Origin of the sequence: Methylobacterium sp. DB0501 (assembly GCF_011043735.1) — a bacterium.
Lineage (GTDB): Bacteria > Pseudomonadota > Alphaproteobacteria > Rhizobiales > Beijerinckiaceae > Methylobacterium > Methylobacterium alsaeris.
Window position 1 is genome coordinate 93,915 of record NZ_JAAKGV010000016.1, and the last position, 26,034, is coordinate 119,948.

At 67.2% G+C, this 26,034-nt stretch carries 20 protein-coding genes; 2 read left to right on the forward strand and 18 right to left on the reverse strand.

The window, feature by feature from the left end; translation table 11 throughout:
* Positions 1–44: 44 nt before the first annotated feature.
* From katG to G4G93_RS22455, 7 genes are all read right to left on the reverse strand, one after another.
* Positions 45–2,345 (reverse strand): catalase/peroxidase HPI, encoded by a 2,301-nt coding sequence (katG, locus tag G4G93_RS22425; protein WP_165087308.1) that lies wholly within the window; start codon positions 2,343–2,345, stop codon positions 45–47.
* 647 nt (positions 2,346–2,992) lie between these two features.
* Positions 2,993–3,925: a glutathione S-transferase family protein gene (locus G4G93_RS22430; protein WP_165087310.1), complete on the reverse strand. Its 933-nt coding sequence runs from the start codon at positions 3,923–3,925 to the stop codon at positions 2,993–2,995.
* Positions 3,926–3,961: 36 nt separating this feature from the next.
* Complete coding sequence (locus G4G93_RS22435) at positions 3,962–4,378, reverse strand: ester cyclase (RefSeq protein WP_165087312.1); 417 nt, start codon at positions 4,376–4,378, stop codon at positions 3,962–3,964.
* A gap of 146 nt (positions 4,379–4,524) precedes the next feature.
* Positions 4,525–6,240: a dihydroxy-acid dehydratase gene (gene ilvD / locus G4G93_RS22440; RefSeq protein WP_165087313.1), complete on the reverse strand. Its 1,716-nt coding sequence runs from the start codon at positions 6,238–6,240 to the stop codon at positions 4,525–4,527.
* A 98-nt stretch (positions 6,241–6,338) separates the two neighbouring features.
* A complete protein-coding gene (locus tag G4G93_RS22445) occupies positions 6,339–7,103 on the reverse strand; it encodes an alpha/beta fold hydrolase (RefSeq protein ID WP_165087315.1) in 765 nt (254 codons plus the stop codon).
* A gap of 73 nt (positions 7,104–7,176) precedes the next feature.
* Complete coding sequence (locus G4G93_RS22450; RefSeq protein WP_165087317.1) at positions 7,177–8,376, reverse strand: hypothetical protein; 1,200 nt, start codon at positions 8,374–8,376, stop codon at positions 7,177–7,179.
* A gap of 322 nt (positions 8,377–8,698) precedes the next feature.
* Positions 8,699–9,064 (reverse strand): DUF3140 domain-containing protein, encoded by a 366-nt coding sequence (locus G4G93_RS22455; protein ID WP_312892206.1) that lies wholly within the window; start codon positions 9,062–9,064, stop codon positions 8,699–8,701.
* A gap of 129 nt (positions 9,065–9,193) precedes the next feature.
* Between G4G93_RS22455 and G4G93_RS22460 the strand changes: the two genes are divergently transcribed.
* Positions 9,194–9,991, forward strand: a complete 798-nt coding sequence (locus G4G93_RS22460; protein WP_165087319.1) for an enoyl-CoA hydratase/isomerase family protein — start codon at positions 9,194–9,196, stop codon at positions 9,989–9,991.
* A gap of 601 nt (positions 9,992–10,592) precedes the next feature.
* On the opposite strand, the gene G4G93_RS22465 is transcribed toward G4G93_RS22460, so the two are convergent.
* The 6 genes from G4G93_RS22465 to G4G93_RS22490 all read right to left on the reverse strand — a co-directional run bounded on the left by G4G93_RS22465 (position 10,593) and on the right by G4G93_RS22490 (position 14,665).
* Positions 10,593–10,751, reverse strand: a complete 159-nt coding sequence (locus G4G93_RS22465; RefSeq protein WP_165087320.1) for a hypothetical protein — start codon at positions 10,749–10,751, stop codon at positions 10,593–10,595.
* A 441-nt stretch (positions 10,752–11,192) separates the two neighbouring features.
* Positions 11,193–11,501 (reverse strand): hypothetical protein, encoded by a 309-nt coding sequence (locus tag G4G93_RS22470; protein WP_165087322.1) that lies wholly within the window; start codon positions 11,499–11,501, stop codon positions 11,193–11,195.
* Between the two features lie 151 nt (positions 11,502–11,652).
* Positions 11,653–12,255, reverse strand: coding sequence for an NUDIX hydrolase (locus tag G4G93_RS22475; protein ID WP_165087324.1), 603 nt, complete (start codon positions 12,253–12,255; stop codon positions 11,653–11,655).
* On the reverse strand, positions 12,252–12,530 hold the full coding sequence (locus G4G93_RS22480) for a sulfurtransferase TusA family protein (protein ID WP_165087326.1): 279 nt from the start codon (positions 12,528–12,530) through the stop codon (positions 12,252–12,254). The genes G4G93_RS22475 and G4G93_RS22480 overlap by 4 nt, the downstream gene beginning before the upstream one ends.
* Positions 12,531–12,657: 127 nt before the next feature.
* The gene (locus G4G93_RS22485; protein ID WP_165087328.1) at positions 12,658–13,083 is read right to left on the reverse strand and encodes a hypothetical protein; all 426 of its coding nucleotides are present in this window, start codon (positions 13,081–13,083) and stop codon (positions 12,658–12,660) included.
* A 214-nt stretch (positions 13,084–13,297) separates the two neighbouring features.
* Entirely contained in the window at positions 13,298–14,665 is a 1,368-nt protein-coding gene (locus G4G93_RS22490) for a glutamate--cysteine ligase (RefSeq protein ID WP_165087329.1), read from the reverse strand.
* Positions 14,666–15,162: 497 nt separating this feature from the next.
* On the opposite strand from G4G93_RS22490, the gene dnaE reads away from it, so the two are divergent.
* Complete coding sequence (dnaE, locus tag G4G93_RS22495; protein WP_165087331.1) at positions 15,163–18,699, forward strand: DNA polymerase III subunit alpha; 3,537 nt, start codon at positions 15,163–15,165, stop codon at positions 18,697–18,699.
* A 171-nt stretch (positions 18,700–18,870) separates the two neighbouring features.
* Here the strand turns inward: dnaE and G4G93_RS22500 are convergent, their stop codons facing one another.
* From G4G93_RS22500 to G4G93_RS22520, 5 genes are all read right to left on the reverse strand, one after another.
* Complete coding sequence (locus tag G4G93_RS22500) at positions 18,871–20,418, reverse strand: hypothetical protein (RefSeq protein WP_165087333.1); 1,548 nt, start codon at positions 20,416–20,418, stop codon at positions 18,871–18,873.
* Between the two features lie 4 nt (positions 20,419–20,422).
* The gene (locus tag G4G93_RS22505) at positions 20,423–22,027 is read right to left on the reverse strand and encodes a glycosyltransferase (RefSeq protein WP_165087335.1); all 1,605 of its coding nucleotides are present in this window, start codon (positions 22,025–22,027) and stop codon (positions 20,423–20,425) included.
* 409 nt (positions 22,028–22,436) lie between these two features.
* Positions 22,437–23,144, reverse strand: a complete 708-nt coding sequence (locus G4G93_RS22510; protein ID WP_165087337.1) for a sulfotransferase family 2 domain-containing protein — start codon at positions 23,142–23,144, stop codon at positions 22,437–22,439.
* A gap of 588 nt (positions 23,145–23,732) precedes the next feature.
* Positions 23,733–24,473: a class I SAM-dependent methyltransferase gene (locus tag G4G93_RS22515; RefSeq protein ID WP_165087339.1), complete on the reverse strand. Its 741-nt coding sequence runs from the start codon at positions 24,471–24,473 to the stop codon at positions 23,733–23,735.
* 377 nt (positions 24,474–24,850) lie between these two features.
* Positions 24,851–26,032, reverse strand: coding sequence for a winged helix-turn-helix domain-containing protein (locus tag G4G93_RS22520; RefSeq protein WP_165087340.1), 1,182 nt, complete (start codon positions 26,030–26,032; stop codon positions 24,851–24,853).
* Between the last annotated feature and the right edge of the window lie 2 nt (positions 26,033–26,034).

Here is a 26,034-nt window from a genome sequence, read left to right on the forward strand (position 1 = left end):
ATCGCCTGGAGAGGAGGACGTGTTTGACGGGTAAGGAGGCGAACCTACGCCGCTTTCGTCATCCCGGCCTCGTTGCGCTTCACGTCGTACCGGTCGAGCATCATCAGCTTGTGCCAGACCTTCACGAAGTCGCGCACGAACCGGTCCTGCCCGTCGCGGCCGGCATAGACCTCGGCGATCGCCCGGAGCTGCTGGTTGGAGCCGAACACCAGGTCGCACCGGGTCGCCGAGAACTTGGTGCCGCCGCCCTGGCGATCGTCCAGGGTGAAGGTCAGGCCGGCCTCGTCCGCCTTCTTCCACTCGTAGTCCATGCTGGTCAGCACGGTGAAGAAGTCGTTGGTCAGCACGCCGACGCGGTCGGTGAAGATGCCGTGGCGCGAGCCGTCGTGGTTGAGATCGAGCGCCCGCAGGCCGCCGGTCAGCACCACCCATTCGGGAGCCGTGAGGGCGAGCAGGTTGGCCTTGTCGAGGAACACCTCCTCGGGGGCGACGCGCCCTTGCGTGATCTCGGCGAAGGATGGATCGACGTAGTTGCGGAAGCCGTCGACGAGGGGCTTGAGCCACTCGAAGCTGTCGGCGTCGGTCAGCGCGTCGGTGGTGTCCATCCGGCCCGGCACGAACGGCACCGGGGTCGCGGCGCCGGCCGCCTTCGCCGCCTCCTCGACCGCGGCGCAGCCGCCGAGCACGATGAGATCGGCGAGCGAGACCTTCTTGCCCCCGGCCGCCCTGCCGTTGAACGCGGCCAGGATGCCGCGCAGTTTTTCGATCACCGGCAGGGTGCGCCGGTTGACGGTCCAGCCCGATTGCGGCGCCAGCGCCAGGCGGGCGCCGTTGGCGCCGCCGCGCTTGTCGCTGTTGCGGTAGGTGGCGACGGCGGAGAACGCCGTGAAGGCGAGGTCGGAGACCGACAGGCCGCTGCCCAGGATCTCCGCCTTCAGGGCGGCGATGTCGGCCTCATCGACGAGCGGGTGGTCGACCGGCGGGATCGGGTCCTGCCACAGCAGATCGTCCTCGATCTTCGTCTCCGGCCCGACATAGCGCTCCTTCGGGCCCATGTCGCGGTGGGTCAGCTTGTACCACGCCTTGGAGAATTGCAGCGTGAAGTAGTCGAAGTCGGAGAGAAAACGCTCGCAGATCGCGCGGTAGACCGGATCGGTCTTGAGCGCGATGTCGCTGGTCATCATCATCAGCGGGTGCGACTTGCCCGGGATGTGGGCGTCGGGCGTGCGCGGCGCGTCCGGATCGACCGGCTCCCATTGCAGGGCGCCGGCGGGGCTGCGGGTCTGCTTCCACTCGAACTTGAACAGGTTCTCCAGGTAGCTGTTGTCCCAGGTCGTCGGATCCTGCGTCCACGAGCCCTCGATGCCGTTGGTCATCGTGTTCTCGGCAGCCCCCGTCCCGACCGGGTTGTGCCAGCCGAGGCCCATCGCCTCGATCGGGGCGATGTCCGGCGGCGGGCCGATCCGGTCGGCCTTGACCATGCCGTGGCTCTTGCCGAAGGCGTGGCCGCCGGCGATCAGCGCCACGGTCTCCTCGTCGTTCATCGCCATGCGGGTGAAGGTGACCCGGATGTCGCGGGCCGAGCCCATCGGGTCGCCGTTGGCGTAGGGGCCCTCCGGGTTGACGTAGATCAGCGACTGGTGCGACGCGGCGAGCGGGTTCTCGAGGTCGTAATCGGCCTCGCCGTTCTTGCCGCGCCAGCGCTTGTCGCGGTTGACCATCTCGTCGAACGACTTGACGTTGGTCGGGTCCCACAGCTCCGGGCCCCAATAGGTCGAGTTGTCCGCTTCCCACGCATCCTCGCGGCCGCCGGCAAAGCCGTAGGTCGGGAAGTTCATGATCTCGAGGGCGCAATTGCCGGTCAGCACCATCAGGTCGGCCCAGGACAGGGCGCTGCCGTATTTCTGCTTGATCGGCCACAGCAGGCGGCGCGACTTGTCGGTGTTGCCGTTGTCCCACCAGCTGCTGATCGGCGCGAAGCGCTGCAGGCCCTGGCCGGCGCCGCCGCGCCCGTCGGCGATGCGGTAGGTGCCGGCCGAGTGCCAGGCCATGCGGATCATCTGCGGGCCGTAATTGCCGTAATCCGACGGCCACCAGGCGACCGAGGTGGTCAGGAACTGCTTGATGTCGCGCTTGAGCGCCTCGAGGTCGAGCGACGCGAAGGCCGCCCGGTAATCGAAATCCTCGCCGAGCGGGTTCGCCTGCGGCCCGTTCTGGTGCAGCGTCTCGACGCGCAGCCGGTCCGGATACCATTGCTCCAGGGTGGGCGGCGTCGCGAAGGCGCCGCCGACGCGGTCGCCGCCGAAGGGGCATTTGCCCGACAGGACGTCTTTATAGGTTTCCACGCCGTCGCTCCTTCCAAGACGATCGCGTGCCGCGATCGTGGTGCCAAGCCGATCGCGTGCCGCGATCGTGGTGCCAAGCCGATCGCGTGCTGCGATCGTGATGCCGTGCCGATCGCGCGATGCGATCGGGATGCGCGGGCGGCCGGCCTCGACCCTGCGAGGCGGGCCGCTCAGGCATCGTGTGATGATCCCGTCGGGTGCGGTATACTATTGCAGAGTATCTGGACGAGGCCGCGACGGTGGGCGACGGGCGAATGGGCCCTGGCGCCGACCTGATGACACGACACTTCATCCCGAACCCGGACCGACCCTACGGTGCGCCGAGGCAGATAGGCGCCGCTTCCGTTGCGGCCACTAAATTCGCGTTCACCGCGGCATGGGGTCTCGGGTGGGGGCGTGCGGGGGGGGCGGATGCCCGCGAGGACGACGAGGAGCGCCGAGCGGGCAACCCGGGTCCCACGGCCCTGTGCCATCCCGGGGCCCGCCGCAGACGAGAACCCGGGATCCACGACCGCTGACGGCGCCGGAGAAGGCGGTGCGCTGTCCGCGTCGTCCTGAAACCCCAGCGTTCATGGATCCCGGGTTCCGCTGCGCGGCCCCGGGATGACGTGGAGGTGTCGGTTCGAACGGCGGGGAGGGAGCTGCCTTCAGCTCCTCGCCACCGTGAACCCCGCCCGCGGGAAGTGCAGGTGCAGCGTCCCGACCTGCGGATCGTCGCGGCGGATGACGATGCGGCCGGCCTCCACCGCGACGAGCCGGCCTTCCACCGGCACGCGGGCGAAATCGTCCGGCGTCACCGTCACGGCGTCGCCGGGGGACGCCGCGATCAGCGCCGGCACCGCGTTCACCGCCTCGACCGGCGCCGGCTCGGCCGCCTTCGCCACGTCCAGCGCCGCCTCGGCTTTCATCTCCTGCGGCCGGCCGTGGCCGAGGGCGGCGACCCGGTCGATCCAGCCGCGCAGGGGGCCGAGCCCGAGCAGCGTGTCGACCGCGGCGGCCCGCTCGCCGCCGCGCATCAGCCAGAGCAGGTGGTAATGCGCCAGATCGACCGCCCCGGCCCGCTCGCCGGCGAGGAACGGCCGGCCGTCCGCGAGGGCGCCGGCGAGCCACGCGGTCCAGGCCGCGACCCGCTGGGCGTTGCGGGCGAAATCCGGCTCCATCGCCCCGTGGCTGATGTCGACGTAGAGGTAATCGTCCTTGCGGTCGCGCAGGAACGCCTCGGGCAGGTCGCCGGCGAAATGCACCGTGACGCCGATGACCGCGAGCCACAGGTCGCGCTCGAGGCCGTAGGTCAGGCCCTCGGCGAGCGGGGCTCCAACGCCCGGATACAGGCTCGGCTCCGGCGCCAGGCGCTCCAGGGCGGGCAGGATCGCGTGGGTGTCGCAGTAGATGTCGGCCCCGACCTGCAGCACCGGGATGCGGCGATAGCCGCCGGAGAGCGGGTCGAGGAGCGGGCGCGGCGGCATCATCGCGACGTCGACGGAGTGCCAGGCGAGCCCTTTCAGCCCGAGAGCGAGGCGGACCTTCTCGGCGTAGGGCGAGAAGGCATAGTGGTGCAGGATGATCTGGGGGGCGGACATGCGGATATCTCCCGGCTGGACGACGAGGCGAGGGGATCAGGCCGGGAGGGCGCCGACCTGCTTCAGCATGCCGAGATTGTCGAGGAGCGCCCAATGCTCGACGAGGCGCCCGTCGACGATGCGGAACAGGTCCATCACCGCGATGTCGATGCCGCGGTGGCTGGCGGGCAGCCCCATCAGGTCGCCGGTGTGCCGGCCCTGGAAGCGCAGGCGCACCAGCACCCGGTCGCCCTCGGCGACCACCTCCTCGATCGGCAGCTTCATCTCGGTGACGCCGCCATGCAGCACCTCGCCGAGCCGGGCCACGCCCTCGGGGCCGCGCACGTCGAAGTTCAGGCCGGGATCGTGGCGCACGAAGTCCGGCGCGATGTGCCGCTGCCACCACGCCGCGTCGCGCTCGAGGAAGGCGGTGAAATAGGCGCGGGCGAGAACCTTGTTGGCGTCGATCGACATGGCGTCCTCCCTGGATGCGCGCACCCTCTCCGGGATGCGCGGCGGCCATATTGTTTTGCGCACAACTGATCGGCTGGCAATCCGTTCTTGGTGTGATGGGAGAGGCCCGCGCTCATCCGGCGACGGGGCCAATCCCCACGCCCCCCTCACCCCTCCTCCGACCCCACCCAATCGGTCACCGCGCCCCGCGACGCATTGCCCACGAGCCGCGCGTATTTCGCCAGCACCCCGCGCGTATAGGCCGGCCGCGGCGCCGGCCTCCCGGCGAGCCGGCGCGCGATCTCCTCGTCCGAGAGGGCCACGTCGAGCCGGCGGTTCTCCACGTCGACCGTCACCGCGTCGCCGTCCCGGATCGCTGCGATCGGGCCGCCCTCGAACGCCTCCGGTACGACGTGGCCGATGACGAAGCCGCGGGTCGCGCCGGAGAAGCGGCCATCGGTCATCAGCGCCACGTGCTCGCCGAGCCCCGAACCTTGGAGCGCGCCGGTGACGAGCTGCATCTCGCGCATCCCGGGCCCGCCGCGCGGCCCCTCGTTGCGGAGCACCATCACGTCGTTAGGGACGATCCGTCCGTCCTTGATCGCCGCGAAGGCGTCCTCCTCGCGCTCGAACACCCGGGCGGGACCGCGATGCAGCCGCTTGGTCTGGCCGGAGACCTTCATCACCGCGCCGCCGGGCGCCAGGTTGCCGCGCAGGATCACGAGGCCGCCCTCGCTCTTGAACGGATCCTCGGCCGAGCGGATCACGGTCTGGCCCGCGGGCTCGGGCGCCCGGGCGATCTCGTCGCCGAGGCTGCGGCCGGTCACGGTCCGGGCCTCGGGGTGGAGGAGCCCGGCGGCGACGAGGCGCTTGCCCACCACCGCCATGCCGCCCGCCGCGTGCATCTCCGGCGCGGTGTAGCGGCCCCAGGGGCGCAGATCGGCCAGCACCGGCGTGCGGCGCGAGATGCGGTCGAAATCGTCGAGGTCGAGGGGGATGCCGAAATCCCAGGCGGTGGCCAGCAGATGCAGCACCGCGTTGCTGGAGCCGCCGGTCGCCATTACGCCGGTGATGGCGTTCTCGAAGCTCGCGCGGGTCACGAGCGCCCGCGGGGTCAGCCCCTGGCGGACGAGGTCCACCGCGAGGCGCCCGCAGGCGACCGCGGCCTGCGCCTTGTCGGCATGGCCGGCCGGGATGTCGTTGGCGCCCATCGGCGAGATGCCGAGCATCTGGTAGGCGGTCGCCATGGTGTTGGCGGTGAACTGGCCGCCGCAGGCGCCGGCCCCCGGGCAGGCATGGTCCTCGACGTCGCGGAACTCCTCTTCCGTGATCCGCCCGGCATTGTAGGCGCCGACCGCCTCGTACACGTCCTGGACCGTGAGGTTGCGGCCCGAGAACATCCCTCCCTCATGCGTGCAGCGGCCCGACGCGATCGAGCCGCCATAGAGCATGGTGCCGGGGATGTTCAGGCGCCCGAGCACCATCGCCATGGCGGGGATGGTCTTGTCGCAGCCCGAGATGGTGACGATGCCGTCGAACATGTGCCCGCGGGCGACGAGCTCGACCGAATCGGCGATGACCTCGCGGCTGACGAGGGACGTCTTCATGCCCTCGGTGCCGGTGGTGATGGCGTCGTTGATCGAGACGGTGTTGACCTCGAGCGGCGTGCCGCCGGCCTCGCGCACCCCTTGCGCCACCAGGGCGGCGAGCTCGCGGTGGTTCCAGTTGCACGGCATCGTGCCGATCCAGCAATGCGCGATGCCGATCTGCGGCCGCGCCAGGCTCTCGTCGGTCTCGCCGATCGCCTTCATCATCGAGCGGGCCACCGCCCGGTCCGGCCCCTCGTAGAGGCGCCGGCTGTTGTATCGCGGATCTGCCGCCATCGTTCCCTCCCCGGCACGGGGGCCGGCCGTCTCGGCGGCCGGTCTCCCATTGCCTCGGGGGTAATATGGCCCGGCCGCGCGGTCCGGTCGACGCCTCGTCAGGGCCGCGCGGCGAGGAACTCCAGCACGCCGGCCTTGTGCACCTTGTCGCCGACCGCGAGGTTGTGGTCGCGGTTGGGGATGTCGAGGGCCTTCGCCTCCGGGATCAGGGCGGCGAGCGCCGGGCCCGATCCCGCCACGGTGTCGGCGGTGCCGACCGCGACGAGGACCGGCACCTCGATCTGCGCCACCTCCGCCCGCGACAGGGTCTGGCGCGAGCCGCGCATGCAGGCGGCGAGCGCCCGCAGGTCGCTGCCGGTCTGCTCGGCGAAGACCCGGAACATCCGCGCGGTCGGATCCGCGACGGCGTCGCGCGAGGGCGCCTCCATCGCCTCCGAGATGCCGGCCGGCAGCCCCCGCCCCTCGACGAGGTGGATGCCCAGACCCCCGAGCACGGCCGAGCGGACCCGGCTGGGATGGGTCAGCGCCAGGAAGGCGGTGATCCGCGCGCCCATCGAGTAGCCCATCACGTCGGCGCGGGGGATCTCCAGGTGGTCGAGGAGCCGGCGGGCATCCTCGGCCATCAGGTCGGAGGCGTAATCGTGCGGCTCGTAGAGCTTGCCGCTGCGGCCGTGGCCGCGATTGTCGAGGGCGATCACCCGCCGCCCGGCCCCGGTCAGGCTGCGCACCCAGGAGGTGTTGACCCAGTTGACGGCGTGGTTCGACGCGAAGCCGTGGATCAGCAGGATCGGCTCCCCCGCTCCTTCCTTCGGCGGGACATCGACATAGGCGATCGATACGCCGTCCGAATCGAAGGTCTGCATGGCAAGGGGCTCCCGCGCGAGGTCGGGCCCGGCTTAGCCAGTGCCGGGCGGCCCTGCAACGCGGGGGCGCGGCCTACGGCTCCTCCGGCAGGGCCGAGGCCTCCAGGCGCCGGCCGCTGCGGCCGAGCAGCGCGTCCCGCAGCCGCGCGGGATCGCCCCGGTCCAGGATCCCGGCGAGGCGGCGGCGCAGGTCGATGCAGGTCACGGCATGGGCGGGCCGGTGCACGGTCGGGGCCGGCAGGCCCGGCCCGGCGAGCGCCCGGTCGAGGAGGGCCCGCATCCGGCGGGTCCCGCCCCCCTCCGGCAGCGCCTCGGCCGCCGTCACGAGGTCGCCGTCCCGGCCGATGGCCCGGCACGCCTCCTCGCTGCCGCTCGCCGCCATGGCGTCGAGGATCAGGCGCCCGAGGCTCGCGACGGTCGCGTCGTCGGCCCCCGCGAAGGCCGCCCGCAGCGCACCCGAAGCCTCGCTGCGGATCAGGTCGAGGCCGTCGCCCTCGCTGCGGCCCTGGCGGTAGCTCTCGCGGTAGCGCGCGGCGATGCCGTCGAGCACTCCCGGCCGGCGTGCCGCGAAGGCGGAGAGCAGGTCGACCGCGCGCAAGGAGGCCGCCCGGGCGCCTGCCAGGGAATCGTCGTCGTCGAGGGTCGAATCCGGCAGGTCGCCCGGATCGGCCACCCGGGTGACGACGCCGGCGGCGCGCAGGCGGGCGGGATCGGGGATCCAGATGTCGCGGGAGGGGGTGCCGAGGGCCTGGTCGACGAAGGCGGGTTCGAGGCCGGCGGCGAGGTAGCGGCCGCGCTCCTCGCTCGCATCGACCTGGATCATCCGGCCGAAGGCGCCGGGCTCGTAGGGAGCGTGGAAGCCGAGCCGGCTGTCGCCCATGATGATCCGCTCGCGCCCACGCACGAAGGCGAGGGTGCAGGCCGAGACGCAGTAATCCGGCACGTAGGTGGACAGGCCGCGCGCGGCCACCAGCTCGCCGATCGCCGCGCCCTCGTCGACGAGGCCGCCGTCGCTGGTCAGGTGCAGCCGGGTCACGCCGGGATGGGCGTCGAGCAGGCGGCGCAGCCGCTCGGCGGTGCCGTCGTTGAGGTCGCCCCACAGCCGCACGTCGCGACCGCCGGGACCGAGGGTGACGCGGGCCGGCGGCCCGTCGGAATCCGGGGTCAGGACCGTCTCGATGTCGCGCGACAGGCCTCCGAAGGCCGGGGTGAGGGGGCCGGCCAGCCCGACGAGGCCGAGGCACGCCAGCCCGACGCCCGCACCGGCCGCCAACCAGGTCCTGCCCCGCCGGATCGTGCCCCTCCAGGCTCGGCCCCGCCGCCCACCCGCTCCCGTCATCCCGGACCCCCATGCCGCTCGTGCCAGGCCATTCGGCCTTGGTCGCTCTTGCTTGCCCCCACTCAGCCACATCGGGCGCGCGATGCGAAGACGTTGAGGTACCTGCAAGGGTCAGCAAGATCCGGGCCGAACTGGGGCCGCAGCATGGTTCGTTTCGCCAGTGGGGCCGGCGGCGGAAACAGTTCTCAGGGAAGCGGCGGCGCGGGAGAAACTTGCGCTCCGGCCCGCGCCACCATGTCGCGGCGGCGGGTTTGCCTCAATCCTTCAGAGGATCGTGGCCCCAGTTCATCAGGGAGTGGCGCCAGCGCGAGGTCTTCACGTCCTCGTTGGGACCGCCTTGGGCGAGGTGGCGCTTCACGTATCCCACCACCTTGCGCATGTCGGCGTAGTCGTCGTCGGTGAGGTCGGCCTTCCGGGTGTGCTTGATCTCGACGATCCGCCGCCCCTGGTGATGGCCGACCGATTCGCCGCCCTTCGCGCTCTCCTTCTTGGCGCCGTCGCTCCAGCCGACCGACCGGCTGTCCTCGCTGTCGAGCCACTTCTCCAGCTCGCCGGGCGTCATGTTCACCGCCTCGCGGAAGGCCGCATAGGTGTCCTCGTGGGATTCGGTGTCCTTGCTCACGCGTCGTCTCCGCTCGTGATGATCGCGCACCAACGCCGGGGCGGGCGATGCGGTCCTTCGCGCGACCGCGCGTCACCGGGAGACGGGGAGGGCCGTGCGCGCTAGGGTCCGGCCGCACGCCGCATCCGGATGTCCGCCATGACCGAGACCGACGAATTGCTCTACCGGGTCGATGACGAGGGCATCGCCCGCATCACCCTCAACCGGCCGCAGGCGCGCAACGCCCTGACCTTCGCGATGTACGAGCGCCTGCACGGCCTGAGCGTCTCGATCGACGCCGATCCGGCGATCCGCGCGGTAGTGATCCAGGGAGCGGGGGACCGTGCCTTCGCGGCCGGCACCGACATCGCGCAGTTCCGCGCCTTCTCCACGGCCGAGGATGCGCTCGCCTACGAGCGCTTCATGGACCGGGTGCTCGGGGCGCTGGAACGCTGCGCCAAGCCGACCATCGCAGCGGTCGCCGGAGCCTGCACCGGCGGGGGCGCGGCGATCGCGGCGGCCTGCGACCTGCGCATCGCCACGCGCGACGCCCGCTTCGGCTTCCCGATCGCCCGCACCCTCGGCAACTGCCTCTCGGTCGGCAACCTGCGCCGGCTCTCGGCGCTGATCGGCGCCGCGCGGGTCAAGGAGATGATCTTCACCGCCCGCCTGGTCGAGGCCGAGGAGGCGCGGGCGATCGGGCTGGTGAGCGAAGTGGTGGCGGATGCCGATGCCCTGCACGCGCGGGCGACCGACCTCGCCCGCCTGGTCGCCGGCCACGCGCCGCTGACGCTCGCCGCCACCAAGGAGGGCCTGCGCCGGGTCCGCGACGAGGCCCCGTCCGAGGCCGGGGACGACCTGATCCTGCGATGCTACACCAGCGCGGATTTCCGCGAGGGGATGGAGGCGTTCCTGGGCAAGCGGCCGCCGCATTGGACCGGGCGGTGACCGGGCCGGGTTCGGGGCGTCCGAGGCGTGTGTCGGTCCGGCCGACGGATCTGACCCTCTCCATCGTCATTCGGGGGCCGCGCAACGGAGCCCGGAACGAGGAGGCGGGTGCGACAGCCCTCGGATGCAATCGAGCAGGCTTCGAGGGGGCGGACCGACTCGAACCGGCCCCTCCGCCGCCAGGACACCGAAAAGTAGCCCGGCGCCCGCCAGAGACGAGCCCCCGGGATCCGGAGCCTCGACCGTGCAGCGGCCGGCCATGCACCGTCCGCCTCATCGTCGGACGGTAGCGCCTACGGATCCCGGGTTCCGGTGCGCAGTCACGGGATGCCGTCAAGGCAAGCCGGCTCAATCGAACGGGCTCGCGCATGAGCCCATGCGCAGATATCGCAAGATCTTGTGAGAAAATCACCGCATGCGGCCAAGTCTGTCGGCCGACAGCGATATCATCGCGAGATCGGGACGCCCTGAGCATCCGGATCTCTCGTTACCGGCGGAAGCACAGTCTCTACCGGATCGTTCGAACCGACGGCGGGCATTGCGCCGTCGGCCTCGGCCGAAGATCGGCCACGGGCCACGCCGCTCCGGCGGCGCGAGACGCTCAGTGGAGCGGTTCGTCGGGCTTGCGCTCGTTCTGGGCGAGGGAGGCCTCGTAGCTCTCGGCCTGCGCACGGGTCAGGCCGCTGACCAGCACGAGCGTACCGCGATACACCGTATAGGTCCCGTCCTGCGTAGGCTTGACGCGAATGATCTGAGACATGCGCTGGCTCCCTTGCGCGAATCACGACTGATTTTCTTGGACTTGAACGTGACGTTAACGACTCGAGGGAAACGCGCAAGAGGGAGAGCCGCGAAACCGCCGAGCTTTCGACACGATCATGACCAAAGTACAGTCGGGCGAGAAACGGCGCCGTCTCCTCGCACGGGACGGCAACGTGCCGATCCGCCTCGGGGTCCGGCCTTGCCGGCTAAAGGTTACCGGAAAGAATGCCGCAGGGGCAAAGCGGAGACCAGAGGTCGTGAGACGATGACCTCCGGTTTCGATCCCAATCGTCCAGGCGTCTTATGTCCAGGCAGCTTCGGCCCGGTGACGACACGTCGGGCGGGAATGGGTGCCTTGCCGATGTCGGGCCGCGAGGCGGCCGACCGGCCTCCTCCACGATTCGATGGCCCGGCCGACGGGACTGGTCGACGCCCCGGTTCAGGACGGCGAGCGGACGCTCGAGAGGTGGATCGGCGCGGCGGGCGTGGTCTGGGCGGAGGGGGCCAGGATCGGGGCCTTGCCGGGCAGCGTCCACCAGCCGACCGCCGAATGCACCGCCAGGGTGAGGCAGAGCAGGACGAGCATCGAGAGCGCGTGGCGGGCCATGCTGGGCTCCGCAGGCGCCGGCGATGCCTCGCGCGGTGCGCCCTGGACGGGATCCAGAACGTCCGGCTCCAGCGGGAGGAGCGGGGTGGTGAACCCGGTGGGCTGCCCGGTCGGGCGGTGGAAGGGTCCAATGCTGAACATCGGCGTCTCCTGTCGAGGCCCCTGCGACGGAGGGCTATCGGAACCGCCTAAAGTTAACAGCTGCTGAACGAGACGCTAGCCCCGATCACGAACCCGTGAATGGCGACGCTTGTACACCACCCGTTCAGGATGCCGGCGTCGCCTTTTCCCCTCAAGGCTGCCTTTCGGCCTGCTCCGCGAACAGGCCGGGATGCCGCAGGCGCAGGGTCTGGACGAGGCAGAGGGTCTTCATGTCGCCGACCTCGCCCCGGTCGGCCATGGCGGCGAGGTCGGAGAGGGCGATCTCCACCACCTCGATGCTCTCGTTCTCCTCGGCCAACCCGCCACCTTCGCCCTCGCGGTCGGCGGCGCGGTAGGGGGCGAGGAAGAGGTCCATGCGCTCGGTCGAGAGGCCGGGCAGCGACCAGACCCGGCCGACGGGTTCCAGGGTCGACAGCCGCAGGCCCACCTCCTCGAAGGCCTCGCGCCGGGCGCAGGCCTCGGGGTCGTCCTCCTCGCGCAGGCCCGCGGGCGCTTCCAGCACGCAGGACGTCCCGTCGACGAGGCAGGGCGGCGTGCGGAACTGCCGCACCAGCAGGGCGACACGGCGCTCGGAATCGTAGGGCAGCACGGCCACCGCCGGTCCGTGATCCTCGACCTCGCGGCCGACGTGCTGGCCGTCCGGCATCCGCACATCCGCGACCAGGTAGCGCGCCCAGCCCTCGTAGACGGTGCGGGTGCCCTCGATGCGCGGCGCCTCGTCGTCCCGGCTCATGCGGCGCTCTCCCGGCTCTCGCTCTCCTGGCTCTCGTCGCGACGGTCCCCGGGCCCGCGGCGGATCTCGAAGATCAGGACGCCGTCGTCCCGCTTCATCCGGTCGAGGTGGTCGCCGCTCTCGCGCAGGAGGTTGGGAATGTCGATGGCGGAAAGCGGGTCGGTGCAGCGCACCGACAGGCCCTCGCCCGGCGCCAGCCCGCGCAGGGCCTTGGCGGTTCTCAGCACCGGCAGGGGGCATTTGAGCCCGCGCAGGTCGAGGTCGTGGTGTCGCATCGTCGCCCCAAGCTGGCCGCCCGACCGGTTGAGCACATCCGGCGCGCACGAGAAAGCCCGGCCAAAAGAAAGCCCGGCGCGGGCATCCCGCGCCGGGCTCTCCTCAAGTCAGCCGGTGCGGCCAGTCTCAGTAGCCGTAGCCGTAGTAGCCGCCATAGGCCGGGTAGCTGTAGCCGTAGGACGGATAGCTGTAGCCGTAGCCGTAGCCGCCGACCGGGGCGTAGCCGCCGCCGTAGTAACCGCCATAGGCCGGATAGCCGTAGCCGTAGGACGACGCCGTGCCGGCCGCCAGCGCGCCGCCGATGATGCCCAGGGCCGCGCCGGCCGCCAGGGCGCCGCCGGCGCCGATGCCGCGGCGGTAGCCGTAGCCGCGGTAGCCGCGATAGCCACCATAGTAGCCGCCGCCGCGCCAGCGCACCTGATCGACGGTCGCGCCCGAGCCGGCGATCGCGGCCGAGGTCGCCGCAGGAAGCGGCGCAGCCTGGGCGCCGACGGTGCCGGCGGTCAGGGCGGCGGCGCCGGCCACAACGGCGAGGGTGGTGATGCGAGACATACTGGATTTCTCCGATCAGTCTGAGGAACGTGCCCCGTAGGCCTCAAGAACGACCAAAGGCCGGGATCTGTTCCAGGATTCGGAGCAGATTGACGGACCGTCAATCCGTATCGGCTACGCTTACCCTATGGCGGCGCGCCGGCCGCCGCCGGATGGACTGGGACGGCCGGGGGTTTAAGCTTGGGCGTGAGCCGGTTCGCGGCTCACGCTTTCGTCAGAACGCGCAGGCCGCGAAGACCGGATCGACCGAGCCGTTCCACGGCCCGTGATAGAGCGCGAGCAGATCCTCGGCCCGGGTCCGCGAGGCGGCGATGGCGTGGAGCGGGGCGAGATAGAGCGTCTCGTCGCGCCCCTGCGTGTCGCGGCGGGCGCGCGCCTTGAGCCCGGCCTCCGCCAGCGCCAGGGCGTCGCGGGCCAGCTCCCGCAGGCGCCGCCTGCCGGCACTGGCGTCGAGCCCGAGGCGCGGAGCCTCGGCCCGCATCGTCTCGCGCTCCTCCGCCGTCAGCTCGCGCACCAGCTGCCAGGCGCCGTCGAGCGCGGCCGGATCGTAGTAGAGCCCGGCCCAGAACGCCGCCTGCGCGGCGATCATGTTGGCGTCGCCGACATCGGCCCCGCGCATCTCCAGGAAGCGCTTCAGCCGCACTTCGGGGAAGGCGGTCGAGGCGTGGTTGGCCCAGTCGGAGACCGTGGCGCGCTCGCCCGGCAGGGCGGCGAGCCGCCCCTCCATCAGGTCGCGGAACGAGGCGCCGCTGACGTCGTGGTAGGTCTCGCCGCGCTTGACGAAGTACATCGGCATGTCGAGCAGCCAGTCCGCATAGGCCTCGTAGCCGAAGCCCTCGTCGAACGCGAAGGGCAGCATGCCGGTGCGGTCGCGGTCGGTGTCGCGCCAGATCTCGGAGCGGCGGGACAGGAAGCCGTTCGGCTTGCCGTCGGTGAAGGGCGAGTTGGCGAAGAGCGCGGTCGCCACCGGCTGCAAGGCCAGCCCGACCCGCATCTTCGTCACCATGTCGGCCTCGGACGCGAAGTCGAGGTTCACCTGCACGGTGGCGGTGCGCAGCATCATGTCGAGGCCGAGCGAGCCGACCTTGGGCATGTAGCCCTTCATGATGCGGTAGCGGCTCTTCGGCATCACGGGAGTTTCCTCCCGTGTCCATTTCGGGCTCATGCCGAGGGTGAGGAAGCCGATGCCGAGGGGGTCGGCGGCCTGCCGCACCGCGTCGAGATGCTGGCTCAGCTCGTGGGCGGTGGCGTGCACGTCCGCCAGCGGCGCGCCCGAGAGCTCGAACTGGCCGCCGGGCTCGAGCGAGATCGCGCCCCCGCCCTCGATCGCCGACAGGCCGATCACCCGGCCCGCATCCTCGATCGTCTCCCAGCCGGTGATCGCCCGCAGGCCGTCGAGCAGGGCCTCGATCCCGCGCTCGCCCTCGTAGGGCACCGGCGCGTGGTCGGCGCGGTAGAACGGGACCTTCTCGTGCTCGGTACCGATGGCGAAGGCGTCCTGCGGCTTCTCGCCGGCCGCGAACCACTCGATCAGCTCGGACCGCGCGCTGAGCGGGGTCGCGTCGGACACGTCGCGCGCCATGCGCCACCTCGTGCTTGCAAAATGAGAACGGACGATTCCCGGTGGGCCGGCGGCCCACCGTCAAGGTTGCGCTTAAATAGGCCGTGGGCGACCGAGCCGCAACGCGGCCGGTTCATACCCCGGGAAGCCATCGGGCCCGGACCGTCAACCAACCGTTCACCACATCGTCGGGATCCGGTCCATCACCCCTTTGACATGGAACAAAACAAGAACAAACATCGGGCCGTCGAAAGGGGACAGACCATGAACATACGCAAGATCCTCCTCGCTGTCACGGAGGTCGCTTCGATGGGGCTGCTCACCGGCGCCGTCGTCCTGTGGGCGGTGGCGCTCTCGCCGATGCACTGATGCCGGGCGTTGCCGTGCGGCCACGTCGAGAGAGGTTCCATCGATTTGGCGGTGAATCCCCGGCGATTTTCGGCCCGGTGAGGCGCGCCGGGTCGTGACTCTCCGGGCGGCACCGGGAATGCTGCCTCGCTCAGTAGGAGCGAGTCGCCTTGCAGATCCTGAAGCCCGTCGGCTACGTCCACCTGCACGTCCACTCCTCGTATTCCCTGCTCGAGGGCGCCCTGAAGATCGGCGACCTCGTGAAGGCCGCGGGCGCCGACCGGCAGCCGGCCCTGGCGCTCACCGACACCAACAACCTGTTCGGCGCCCTCGAATTCTCCGAGAAGGCGGCCGGCTCCGGCATCCAGCCGATCGCCGGGATGCAGCTCAGCGTCGCCTTCGAGGCGCCGGAGGCGAACGCCAAGCTCAACGCCGCGCATCCGCACATCGTGGTGCTGGCCAAGGACGAGGCCGGCTACGGCCACCTGCTGCGGCTGGCGAGCCGCGCCTATTTCGACAACCAGCTCGGCGAGGTGCCCCGGGTCTCCGCGCAGGCCCTGGCCGAATGCGCCGGCGGCCTCGTCGCGCTCACCGGCGGCATGGGCGGCCCGGTCGACTCCGCCCTGCGGGCGAACCGGCCCGAACTGGCGCTCGCCCGGTTGGAGGCCCTGAAGGCGGCCTTCGGCGAGGACCGCCTCTACGTCGAGCTGCAGCGCCACGGCTTGAGCGACGAGCGCGCCGTCGAGGGCGAGCTGATCCGCCTCGCCGACAAGCACGGCCTGTCGCTGGTGGCGACGAACGAGCCCTACTTCGCCAAGCCCGAGGATTACGAGGCCCACGACGCGCTGCTCGCCGTCGCGGAAGGGCGGCTGGTCTCCGACGACAAGCGCCGCCGCCTGACGCCGCGCCACGCCTTCAAGACCCGGGCCGAGATGGCCGACCTGTTCCGCGACCTGCCCGACGCGCTCCAGGCCACCGTCGAGATCGCGATGCGCTGCGCCTACCGGGCGCGCACCCGCAAGCCCATCCTGCCGAGCTTCGGCGCCCCGAGTCTGACGACCCCGGCGCAGGGCACGAAGGAGGGCGCGGCCCAGCAGGCGCTCGCCGCCGCGGCCACGACCGCAGTGGCCAAGGAGATCGCCCCCGACGAGGCGGCCGAGCTGCGCCGCCAGGCGGAAAAGGGCCTGACCGAGCGCCTGCGCCAGCACGGCCCGGCCGAGGGGCTGACGGAGAAGGATTACCGCGACCGGCTCGAATACGAGATCCGCGTCATCACCAACATGAAGTTCCCGGGCTACTTCCTGATCGTCTCGGACTTCATCAAGTGGGCCAAGGAGCACGACATCCCGGTCGGGCCGGGCCGCGGCTCGGGCGCCGGCTCGCTGGTCGCGTGGTCGCTCCTCATCACCGACCTCGATCCGATCCGCTTCGGCCTGCTGTTCGAGCGCTTCCTCAACCCCGAGCGCGTCTCGATGCCGGATTTCGACATCGATTTCTGCGTCGAGGGCCGCGAGCGGGTGATCCGCTACGTGCAGGAGCGCTACGGCGAGGGCCAGGTCGGGCAGATCATCACCTTCGGTACGCTGCTCGCCCGCGGCGTGCTGCGCGACGTCGGCCGGGTGCTGGAGATGCCCTACGGCCAGGTCGACAAGCTGACGAAGCTGGTGCCGCAGAACCCGGCCAACCCCGTGACGCTGGCGCAAGCCATCGAGGGCGAGCCGAAGCTCCAGAGCGCGATCGAGGAGGAGCCGGTCGTCGCGCGGCTGATGAGCATCGCCAAGAAGCTGGAGGGCCTGCACCGCCACGCCTCGACCCACGCCGCCGGCGTGGTGATCGGCGACCGGCCGCTGGAAGAGCTGGTGCCGCTCTACCGCGATCCGAAGACCGGGATGCGGGTGACCCAGTTCAACATGAAGTGGGTGGAGCAAGCCGGGCTGGTGAAGTTCGACTTCCTCGGCCTCAAGACCCTGACGGTCTTGCGCGCCGCGACCGACCTGCTGAAGCTGCGCGGGATCGAGGTCGACCTGCCCTCGCTGCCGATCGACGACACCCTCACCTACGAGCGCCTGCGCAAGGGCGAGACGGTGGGCGTGTTCCAGGTGGAATCGGCCGGCATGCGCAAGGCGCTGGTCGAGATGTGCGCCGACCGGTTCGAGGACATCATCGCGCTGGTGGCGCTCTACCGGCCGGGCCCGATGGCCAACATCCCGGTCTATTGCGAGCGCAAGCTCGGCCGTGACGCCGGCAACGAGAAGAACTGGTACCCTCACGAGAAGCTGGAGCCGATCCTCGCCGAGACCTTCGGCATCATCGTCTACCAGGAACAGGTGATGGAGGTGGCCAAGGTCCTGGCCGGCTACTCGCTGGGCGACGCCGACCTGCTGCGCCGCGCGATGGGCAAGAAGATCAAGGCGGAGATGGACGCCCAGCGCGACCGCTTCGTGAAGGGCGCGGTCGAGCGCGGCCTCGACAAGGGCAAGGCCAACGAGATCTTCGACCTGCTCGCCAAGTTCGCCGATTACGGCTTCAACAAGTCGCACGCGGCGGCCTACGCGCTGATCACCTACCAGACCGCCTACCTGAAGGCGAATTTTCCCGTAGAGTTCCTGGCCGCCTCGATGTCGCTCGACATCGACAACACCGACAAGCTCGCCGAGCTGCGCCAGGACGCGCAGCGGATGAACATCAAGGTCGAGCCGCCGAACGTGAACCGCTCCGGCGTCACCTTCGAGGTGCATGACGGCGCGATCCGCTACGCGCTCGCCGCCGTCAAGGGCGTCGGGCGGTCGGCCGTCGAGGCGATCGTGCAGGCCCGCGGCGACACGCCGTTTCGCGATCTCGGCGATTTCGCCCGGCGCCTCAACCCGAAGCTCGTCAACAAGCGCACCCTGGAGAACCTCGTCGCCGCCGGCGCCCTCGACGCGATCGAGCCCGACCGGGCCAAGGCCTTCGCCGCCGTCGAGCCGATGATGCGGCTGGCGCAAGGAGCCGCCGAGGCCGAGACCGTCGGCATGGTGGACATGTTCGGCGGCGTCATCGCCGCCGAGGTCGCTTTACGCATCCCGCCCTACGAGAACTGGCCGATGGCCGACCGGCTCAAGCGCGAATACGACGCGGTCGGCTTCTTCCTCTCCGGCCATCCCCTCGACGAGTACGGCGACCTCTTGGCTAAGCTCCGGGTCCAGACCTGGGCCGAGTTCTGCCGCTCGGTCCGCGCCGGCACCTCGACGGTGGGCCGGGTGGCGGCGAGCGTGCTCGACCGCGCCGAGCGCCGCACCAAGACCGGCAACAAGCTCGGCATCGTGACCCTCTCCGACCAGACCGGCCATTTCGAGGCGATCATCTTCTCGGAAGGGCTCTCGCATTACCGCGACCTGCTGGAGCCCGGCGCCGCCCTGGTGCTCCAACTCCAGGCCAGCACCGAGGGCGAGGACGTTCGCGCCCGCATCCAGACCTGCGAACCCCTCGATCAGGCCGCCGCCCGCCACCAGAAGGGTATGCGCATCTACCTGCGCGACGAGCGCCCGCTGTCGAGCGTGCAGCAGCGATTGCAGGTGCGCGGGGAGGGGGAGGTATCGCTGATCCTGATCCTCGATGGGGGTGAGCGGGAGGTGGAGGTGAAGCTGGGGGGCAAGTACCAGGCGACGCCGCAGATTGCGGGGGCGCTCAGGGCGGTGCCGGGAGTGGTGCAGGTAGAGGTGAGCTGACGGAGGGTTCCAGGCAACCGGCGAGGGGCACTCTCGCCGGGCCCGAGAAGCCCGGTCGGTCGCCTGCGCCGCACGTGCCTCTCGTCACGACCACCGGCCCGGGGCATCGCGAGACCGCTCCGGTCCGCGATGCCCTTGCCTGGCCGGCCAGCGTCGATTCGCCGAGAACGACTACGCTTGGCTTATCCCACCGGACGGCTGCGCCTCGGCGTCGGTACCGGATGCGACGGTTGCAGTCCTCTCGTCCTGAACGGGGACATCACGGTCGTGACGTCGCACTGTCGGCGGCGTCCGGATAAGCCTTTGCGAGAGTGGCACGTTCAAGCTCTGGCATAAACTCCAATTATTTAGAGATGTCAGCATCGGCTGGGGGGCTAAACTTTCGATCGACCACTCCCAGGTGCCGAATATATGATTGTCAAACAGGAACAACCGGGGCAGTGGCGTCTCGAAGCGAAACCCCACCCGACTTGACCCTCGAATGGAGTTGAGAATGAATGTTTGTGACAAGAACGATTGATCGACCGGTGTCGCGACGACGATCGCGATGCCTTCCGCACGATCGGCCGCATCGTAAACAAAATTGTTAAGAGCTACGATCCCGCCGCCTGAGGATCCTTCGATTTTTATCCCGACCCCTTGATGCATGTCGAAATTATTTCTAAATATATAGTAAAATGCAGTATCTATAATATTTATTAAAGCTTTCGGCCGGCTTGATGGATGCAAGTTCAATCGGTTGTCGGAGACAATCAAGCCGTAAACGTATTGTTCGATTCTCACGGCCTCATGCGATGAGCCACCGACATTGTTGCGCTCGAACCATATGCCTGCGGCACGGGCGCATCGCAGCGCCGAACCGCTTTCGAGCGTGAAATTGCATTCGACGACATAGGCGTGGGTCGGGTGCCTCATCAGGAGAGCGTCTCGATCAAGCTCCAATCCGAGCGCGGAGGGATCGGTCTCGTAGCCGCGTGCGCTCAAGGCCCCCTTGATCTGGATGCAACTGGCGTCGCCGGTTTGAACGTCCCGCGCGGAGTTGTGAAAATTACAGCGGGTGATGGCGAGCTTGCAGATCTCGCCGGTTGCGTCGATGACAGCGTCGCTTGATCCCAGGAACGAACATTTGTCGATCAGAATCCGGTTGCAGGTGCCCAGTATGGTCACGGCGCGAGACGAGTAATCGTGCAATGCGCAGCCGATCAGTGCAACATCGTTCGAATTATCGATGGCAATCCTGCAATCGTCGAGGAGCGGAGCAGACAGTCCCCGGATCAGCAACCTCTCGCACCTAGATATGACGATCAGCGGCGCATTGTCATATTTGATCGATATGTCTTGGAGTTTAAAGTCGATCGTAACATCCTGGCGGTCTTTTATATGTAATGGCCGGCTCCAATCGAGGTAACCGCTCGCGGCGAAGAAAATATGTATCGGGCGATGAGCCGTCTCGATGGCAATTTGCAAATCATCAAAGCTATCGACATAAACATTGAATTTGATATGCGGCGACGCTGCGCCATTATCGATGTCACTTGCCGGACCGGAGATGTCCAGAGCGTCGATCGCTCGATCCGCCCCGCCAAATGTGTGTGAAAATAAATCATGATTATTGTTCCATGCATCTTTTACGCTATCAAACCCGTTCGGTAGCGGCCGGCCAGATTGATGGTCCTCCCATGGCGCAGGAATATGCATCAGTTTTATCAAATCTGCCATGATCTTATACGACGGCTCCGATGGTATGGGCGGGGAAGGACGCAAAGCGATCCGATTTCTTGAACTGTTGAATTGGATGCCTGCGTCTTGGCGTGACAGACTCACCGATACGATCCGGACCGACACGCGTTATACGGCCGTATTCTGCGAGCATTTTTTCTATATGTGTCGGCATATCGATTAAGCTCAAGCAATTATCCCAGAATCTCGATAGCTCAAGATCTCCATTCACGAGCTTGTTGATCACCTGAATCAGGCTTGAGGGGGATCCTGCTTCAAAAACAAAATCGGGATTACCGCCGATTTCCTGCGCGCCGCCCAAATCAGAGGTGATGATTGGTACTCCGTAGCTCACCATCTCCAGGGCAACTTGCGGAAGATTGTCCTCCCACAAAACTGGAATGATGCCGACATCGACATCGGAAAGGAGGTTCGAAATTTCGTCCTGCCTATATCCATCGACGTACTTTACGTCAAAAAACTTTTTGCGCAGCTGATCCAGTCGATCGAGCGCATTCTTATCGCCATGATTTCTTGCCGCAATTTTCAAATATATTTTAGAAGATAGATGAATAGGCATTGCTTCCAGTGCGTCAATAAAAAAATAAAAACCTTTATCTGCACGCATGTATCCGAGATAACAGAGGGAAATATATTCACTATTTATCGGACTGGTCTTTTGTTTGTTTGATTTGAAAGCGCCTGCATGCTTCGTTCCTATATACGAAATCTTAATATTATCTCCATTGATGCCGTAGGAAGTCAGCACTCTTGCAACGCGACTGGAAACAGCAAGATTCAGGTCGACCTTGTCATTGATCAGTTCAACGAAAGCCCGGCGCCTTGTCAGATAATCCGATTGATTGCCGACGTTTGCAGGCACGGCATCGGACAACCGACGACACCATTTGCGCATGTTGATATCTTTAAATAGAGCAATCGCTTTATCGTGATTTCCGCCGCCCATTTGGGCCGCATCGAGCAGTGAGATATTGTTATTTTGAAATATCGTAGCCAGCTGATATCTCGATAATGTCTCGACAGTCGATGGTCTGTGAATCAGGCAATGTTCGCAGTCGCGCCCATCATGAAAATCCCTACAATTGACGCGATCTCGCTTCCAGAGGTTTACCTGAGGGCATATGGCAAAATAATTATGATGAGTGACAACGAGGCGCGTGTTGGGAAACTTATCTTTTATGCTTAGAAATGTAAGGGGGATGCCTTCAAGATTATTAAAATGTATCACATCATAAGGGCCGTGCTCGGCAATGAATCGCTCGAAGCACGAATCTGCTTCTGTGCGCACAAAGAGACTCTTGTTGAGCCCGAAGGCGCTGTGGGCAGGTGCCGGGATAGGCGAGTTGAAAAGTTGAAAAGATCGGCATTTTTCTTGGAACATATTATTTGTTTTTATAATAAAAGGGCGATCATCGTCTATTGAATAGGCTGTTCCACTGGAAAGAAAATCGATCTGTTCGCTTCTTGATAAATACCCTTCGATGAGATTGCGTTGATATACCGATACGCCGCCGCCTCTGTTCTCTTCTTCATCGAGCGGCGTCCAGTTGTAATACAATATCTTCATGACTGGGGCGGCCTTCTGCATCCAGGGATGTCAAAAATAACGATGCCCAATACCGCAAGCCTCCGTGTATTGAGTGGGACAGAAGATGTTGCTTATCGGATGCTCCTCGGTATTGCGCCTGTCCGGTTGCCGGCAAATGGTGATCCCGCGAAGCGTTTCCTGCCGGTATAGTCTCCTGCTGTCGCAAGGTTCGTGTACGATTCGCCGAGGCAGTCGGGGTCCTGGTCGCGATGTCTCGTCGCAGGCGCCTCCGACGATCGTCGCCCTGACGAAGGCGGGAACCATCGGCTGCATGCGCCCGGTATGCCGGAATGGTCCATGGCGATCTGGCACGTAACCACTCCGGATCTTCTTGGCAGGCTCACGACGATGGCAAATTGGCAACGGCGCCGTTTCCACGACATGGAATCCCGATCGCATCTAGTCTGTATCAAATCCGGGTTTGATCGGAGGTGTCACAACCGCGGTACTCGGGCCAGAGCGAAATGTAATCGGATTGTATCCTGCCTCGTGGCGCCTGGACCTCGACCGGCACCTTTTCGTATGAAAATATTTCAAAATCGCGCGCGTAGAGATCATTCAAGCGGGCGATGAGTCGGTCGGACATGCCCGACCGGTCGATTTTTGGGCCGACATTGTGCAGGGGAAGTGTCGGCGCAAGGCCGACGCTTTCCGAAAATGCCGGCCACGCTTCCGAAAAATCCTCCATTCTGATAATTTTTGACACCGATATTTTGTTGTTTATGCACAGGATGCGATATTGCGGGCAGAAATGAATGAATTTCCAATCAAAACGAATCCGCTCCTCGTCAATGAAATCAAATGCAAACTCCTCTTCTGTGACACCCGTCAAACCTGGATTGCCGCCTTGCAAGTAAGAAAATGCCGATCTGAACCGTTCATACGGATTGCGCACGACGCCAAAACTGAATAAATCATCTGAATGACGAACGAAATCACGGGACAGGGCGACACTGATATGGGCTAAGTCCAATATATTATCAAATCGAGAAACATATTGTCTTCCCCAGAAAGTGGTTGCAGCTGGAAATTGCTGTCGAAGTGCAGATGAGATCGACGACCCTGCGCATTTGGGATTGTGGATAAAAAGAAGATTTTTTTCCTCTACCCATATCATTCGACTTCTCCAGCTTGCCGACACCGTGGATTGCCGTTGCGTAGTGCTTCATGCCAATACGTTGGTATCATGGCGTTTTAGATTCAATAAACGATTTATTCAATCGGTGGGACTATCGCACGCGGCCCATGGGGCTGAGTCGGCGGTCGCGGTCGCGGTCGTTTCGGGTCGGACCGCGACCGACGCGTGCCGAGAAAGGCAGCACCGTGCCGGGAGCAGGGCGGGCTGCAGATCGTCGGCGCGGCCTCTGGCGAGGGAGCGGTCAGCACGTAATACCCATGCTGGCGCGGGGCGGCCGGGGTGTAGATCTCGATGCGGTAGCGGAAGGCCGAACAGGCGCTCGAAGCGGGCGCGCTCCCAGACCAGGGGGTCGAAGGGGGAGCAAAGCCCGGGCGTTGACGCCGAGGGAGAGTTTGGCGTCGCGGTGGAAGTGAAGCTGGGGAAGGTGCTAAGCGAAGCCGCAGATCGCGGCGTCGCTCAGGACGGTGCCGCGGGGAGCAGGGGGAGGTGAGTGCGCGAGGGCAGCCCCACCCGCGAACCTACTCATCGTTCGCTGCCCTTAGCGGCCCCGTCGTGACAGCCCGTGCCTTACGCGCCCTGCGTCGAACGTACGCAGAGCGCGCCGCAATGATAAGTGAACACCTTCGGGGCGAGGCTCTCGCTCATCCGCAGAAGCGACGAGCGCACCGCGCGCTTCAGATACCCCTTCAGCGGCGAGGTATGGAATGCATGCACCGCCACGCTATGGTCGAAGCAGCGCAAGTCGAGCACGTCCAGCCCGGAGGTCGCCAGGGTCAGCGAGAAGGATTCGGGCGTGTAGGCGTTGATGTGGCCGATGTCGAGGGATGTCTGGAGGTCGCGGTAGCGGGTCCGGGCGTGCAACTCGCAGGGGACCTCGAGATACAGGTACCGGCGGCTGACGCGGGCCATCTCCTTGAGGAAGGCACGCTCGTCCTCGACGTGCTCGAGCACGTGGCTCGCGAAGACGAGGTCGAACGCGCCGTCCTCGAACGGCAGGTTCGGGCCCGTCTGCTGGACGAAGGACAGGTTGTCCCGGTCGCGGACATGGTCGTTGTTCATGCCGGGATCGATCACGTCGACGCCGACGAAGGCCTGGCCGATCCTGAGTTTGCTCAGTTGGGCGACGACGTCGCCGGTGCCGCAGCCCACTTCGAGCACGCTGCCGACCTGCGACGTCCGGTCTCCCAGTAGCGTGATGATGTGGCTCGCCTTGTCGAGAGCGCAGACTTGCCGCCAGCGGCGCTCCGTCGCGTCGTAGACCGCATCGTAATGCGCGTTCAACGCCGTCGTCCGAAATTGGAAAGTCATCGCTGTGCCTTCGGTTCGCGAAACTGCGCCGTGTCGGGAGTCCTGACGGATGCCATCGACTCGGATGCCATGAAGACTTGCCGGAAGGATCGCCGGAATCGGCGGCCAGCCTCGCTCGCGCAATCTCCCCAGCGAGCGGCAGCCGATCCGCGCCCGGCCGTCGATAGAGATGGAAAGACCTTATGCGCAAAAAAATCTCTGCGAAAGCCCGGTATTCTCAATGCTAAATACTTAGAAATACGAATCCGACTTGTCCCTCGTGTCCATGACCGGTCCGGCGCCCCGCGACCGGCCGGAGCGGAGGCACGGACACGGTCATCGCGGATCGCAACCGGACGCTTTCCCACTCCCAGGGCCGGGCTGAGCGGATGCCATCTTCAGCCCCCGGTCCGCCCGCCAAGCGGCGGTACCCCATCCAGATCGGCCAGCCCCAGCCACGCCGCCAGGGCCCGCAACTCCGCCTCCAGCGCCTCCCCGGCCCCCTCGGGCACCCCCGGCTCCCAATGCACCGCCTGCGCCGCGAGCCGCGACCCCGCCCGGTCCGCCTTCAGGTCGACCCGCCCGACCAGCGCCTCCCCGAGCAGGAACGGCAGCACGTAATACCCATGCTGGCGCTGGGCAGCCGGGGTGTAGATCTCGATGCGGTAGCGGAAGCCGAACAGGCGCTCGGTGCGGGCGCGCTCCCAGACCAGGGGGTCGAAGGGGGCGAGCAAGGCCCGGGCGTCGACGCGGCGGGGGGCTTTGGCGTCGCGGTGGAGGTAGGCGGGGGGCCAGCCGGGCACCTCCGCCGGGAGCAGGAGGCCCTCGTCCACCAGTCGGGCGATGGCCGGGGCGGCATCGGACGGGGAGAGGCGGAAATAGTCGCGCAGTTCCGCGGCGGTGGCGATGCCGAGCGCCTGGGCGGAGAGGGCGATGAGCGCCGCCTGCGCCTCCGCCTCCGGCACATCGGGCAGCGCGAGAATGTCCGGCGGGATCACCCGCTCGGTGAGGTCGTAGACCCGCTCGAAGCTGCGCCGCCGCGTCGCCGTGGTGACGCGGCCGGCGTAGAAGAGCCATTCGAGCATGCGCTTGGGCTCGCTCCACGCCCACCAGCCGGCCCGGCCGGTCTGGAAATCGGAGGCTGCCATCGGGCCTTCGTCGCGCAGGCGCGCGAGCAGGGCCATCGCCTCCGCCCGGCGCTCGCCCGCGAAGACCCGCATCCCGGCATAGCCGGCCTCGCCCCGGTCGGCCCGTGCCATGCGCCAGCGCAGGAGCGGGTGGAGCGCGAGCGGCAGCAGCGAGCACTCATGCGCCCAGTACTCGAACAGCCGCCTGTCGCGCCGCGGGCCCCAGGCGCGGCGGTCGAGGAGGGCCGTGTCGTAGGCGCCGAGCCGCGAGAAGGCCGGCAGGTAATGCGCCCGCACCAGGACGTTGACGCTGTCGATCTGGTGCAGGCCGAGCCGGTCGATCGTGGCGGCGAGGTGCCGGTGTCCCGCCGCCGCCGGTCGTGCGGCATGAAAGCCCTGGGCCGCCAGGGCGACCCGGCGGGCTTCCCCGGGCGTCAGCCGCACGATCCCCACGG

Excerpts from the sequence above, each read along its gene's own strand:
- G4G93_RS22430 (WP_165087310.1), bottom strand. The coding sequence starts at position 3,925 with ATGTCCGCCCCCCAGATCATCCTGCACCACTATGCCTTCTCGCCCTAC.
- G4G93_RS22435 (WP_165087312.1), bottom strand. The coding sequence starts at position 4,378 with ATGTCGATCGACGCCAACAAGGTTCTCGCCCGCGCCTATTTCACCGCC.
- ilvD (WP_165087313.1), bottom strand. The coding sequence starts at position 6,240 with ATGGCGGCAGATCCGCGATACAACAGCCGGCGCCTCTACGAGGGGCCG.
- G4G93_RS22445 (WP_165087315.1), bottom strand. The coding sequence starts at position 7,103 with ATGCAGACCTTCGATTCGGACGGCGTATCGATCGCCTATGTCGATGTC.
- G4G93_RS22460 (WP_165087319.1), top strand. The coding sequence starts at position 9,194 with ATGTCCGCCATGACCGAGACCGACGAATTGCTCTACCGGGTCGATGAC.
- G4G93_RS22465 (WP_165087320.1), bottom strand. The coding sequence starts at position 10,751 with ATGTCTCAGATCATTCGCGTCAAGCCTACGCAGGACGGGACCTATACG.
- G4G93_RS22470 (WP_165087322.1), bottom strand. The coding sequence starts at position 11,501 with ATGTTCAGCATTGGACCCTTCCACCGCCCGACCGGGCAGCCCACCGGG.
- G4G93_RS22475 (WP_165087324.1), bottom strand. The coding sequence starts at position 12,255 with ATGAGCCGGGACGACGAGGCGCCGCGCATCGAGGGCACCCGCACCGTC.
- G4G93_RS22480 (WP_165087326.1), bottom strand. The coding sequence starts at position 12,530 with ATGCGACACCACGACCTCGACCTGCGCGGGCTCAAATGCCCCCTGCCG.
- G4G93_RS22485 (WP_165087328.1), bottom strand. The coding sequence starts at position 13,083 with ATGTCTCGCATCACCACCCTCGCCGTTGTGGCCGGCGCCGCCGCCCTG.
- G4G93_RS22490 (WP_165087329.1), bottom strand. The coding sequence starts at position 14,665 with ATGGCGCGCGACGTGTCCGACGCGACCCCGCTCAGCGCGCGGTCCGAG.
- G4G93_RS22500 (WP_165087333.1), bottom strand. The coding sequence starts at position 20,418 with ATGGCAGATTTGATAAAACTGATGCATATTCCTGCGCCATGGGAGGAC.
- G4G93_RS22505 (WP_165087335.1), bottom strand. The coding sequence starts at position 22,027 with ATGCAGAAGGCCGCCCCAGTCATGAAGATATTGTATTACAACTGGACG.
- G4G93_RS22510 (WP_165087337.1), bottom strand. The coding sequence starts at position 23,144 with ATGATATGGGTAGAGGAAAAAAATCTTCTTTTTATCCACAATCCCAAA.
- G4G93_RS22515 (WP_165087339.1), bottom strand. The coding sequence starts at position 24,473 with ATGACTTTCCAATTTCGGACGACGGCGTTGAACGCGCATTACGATGCG.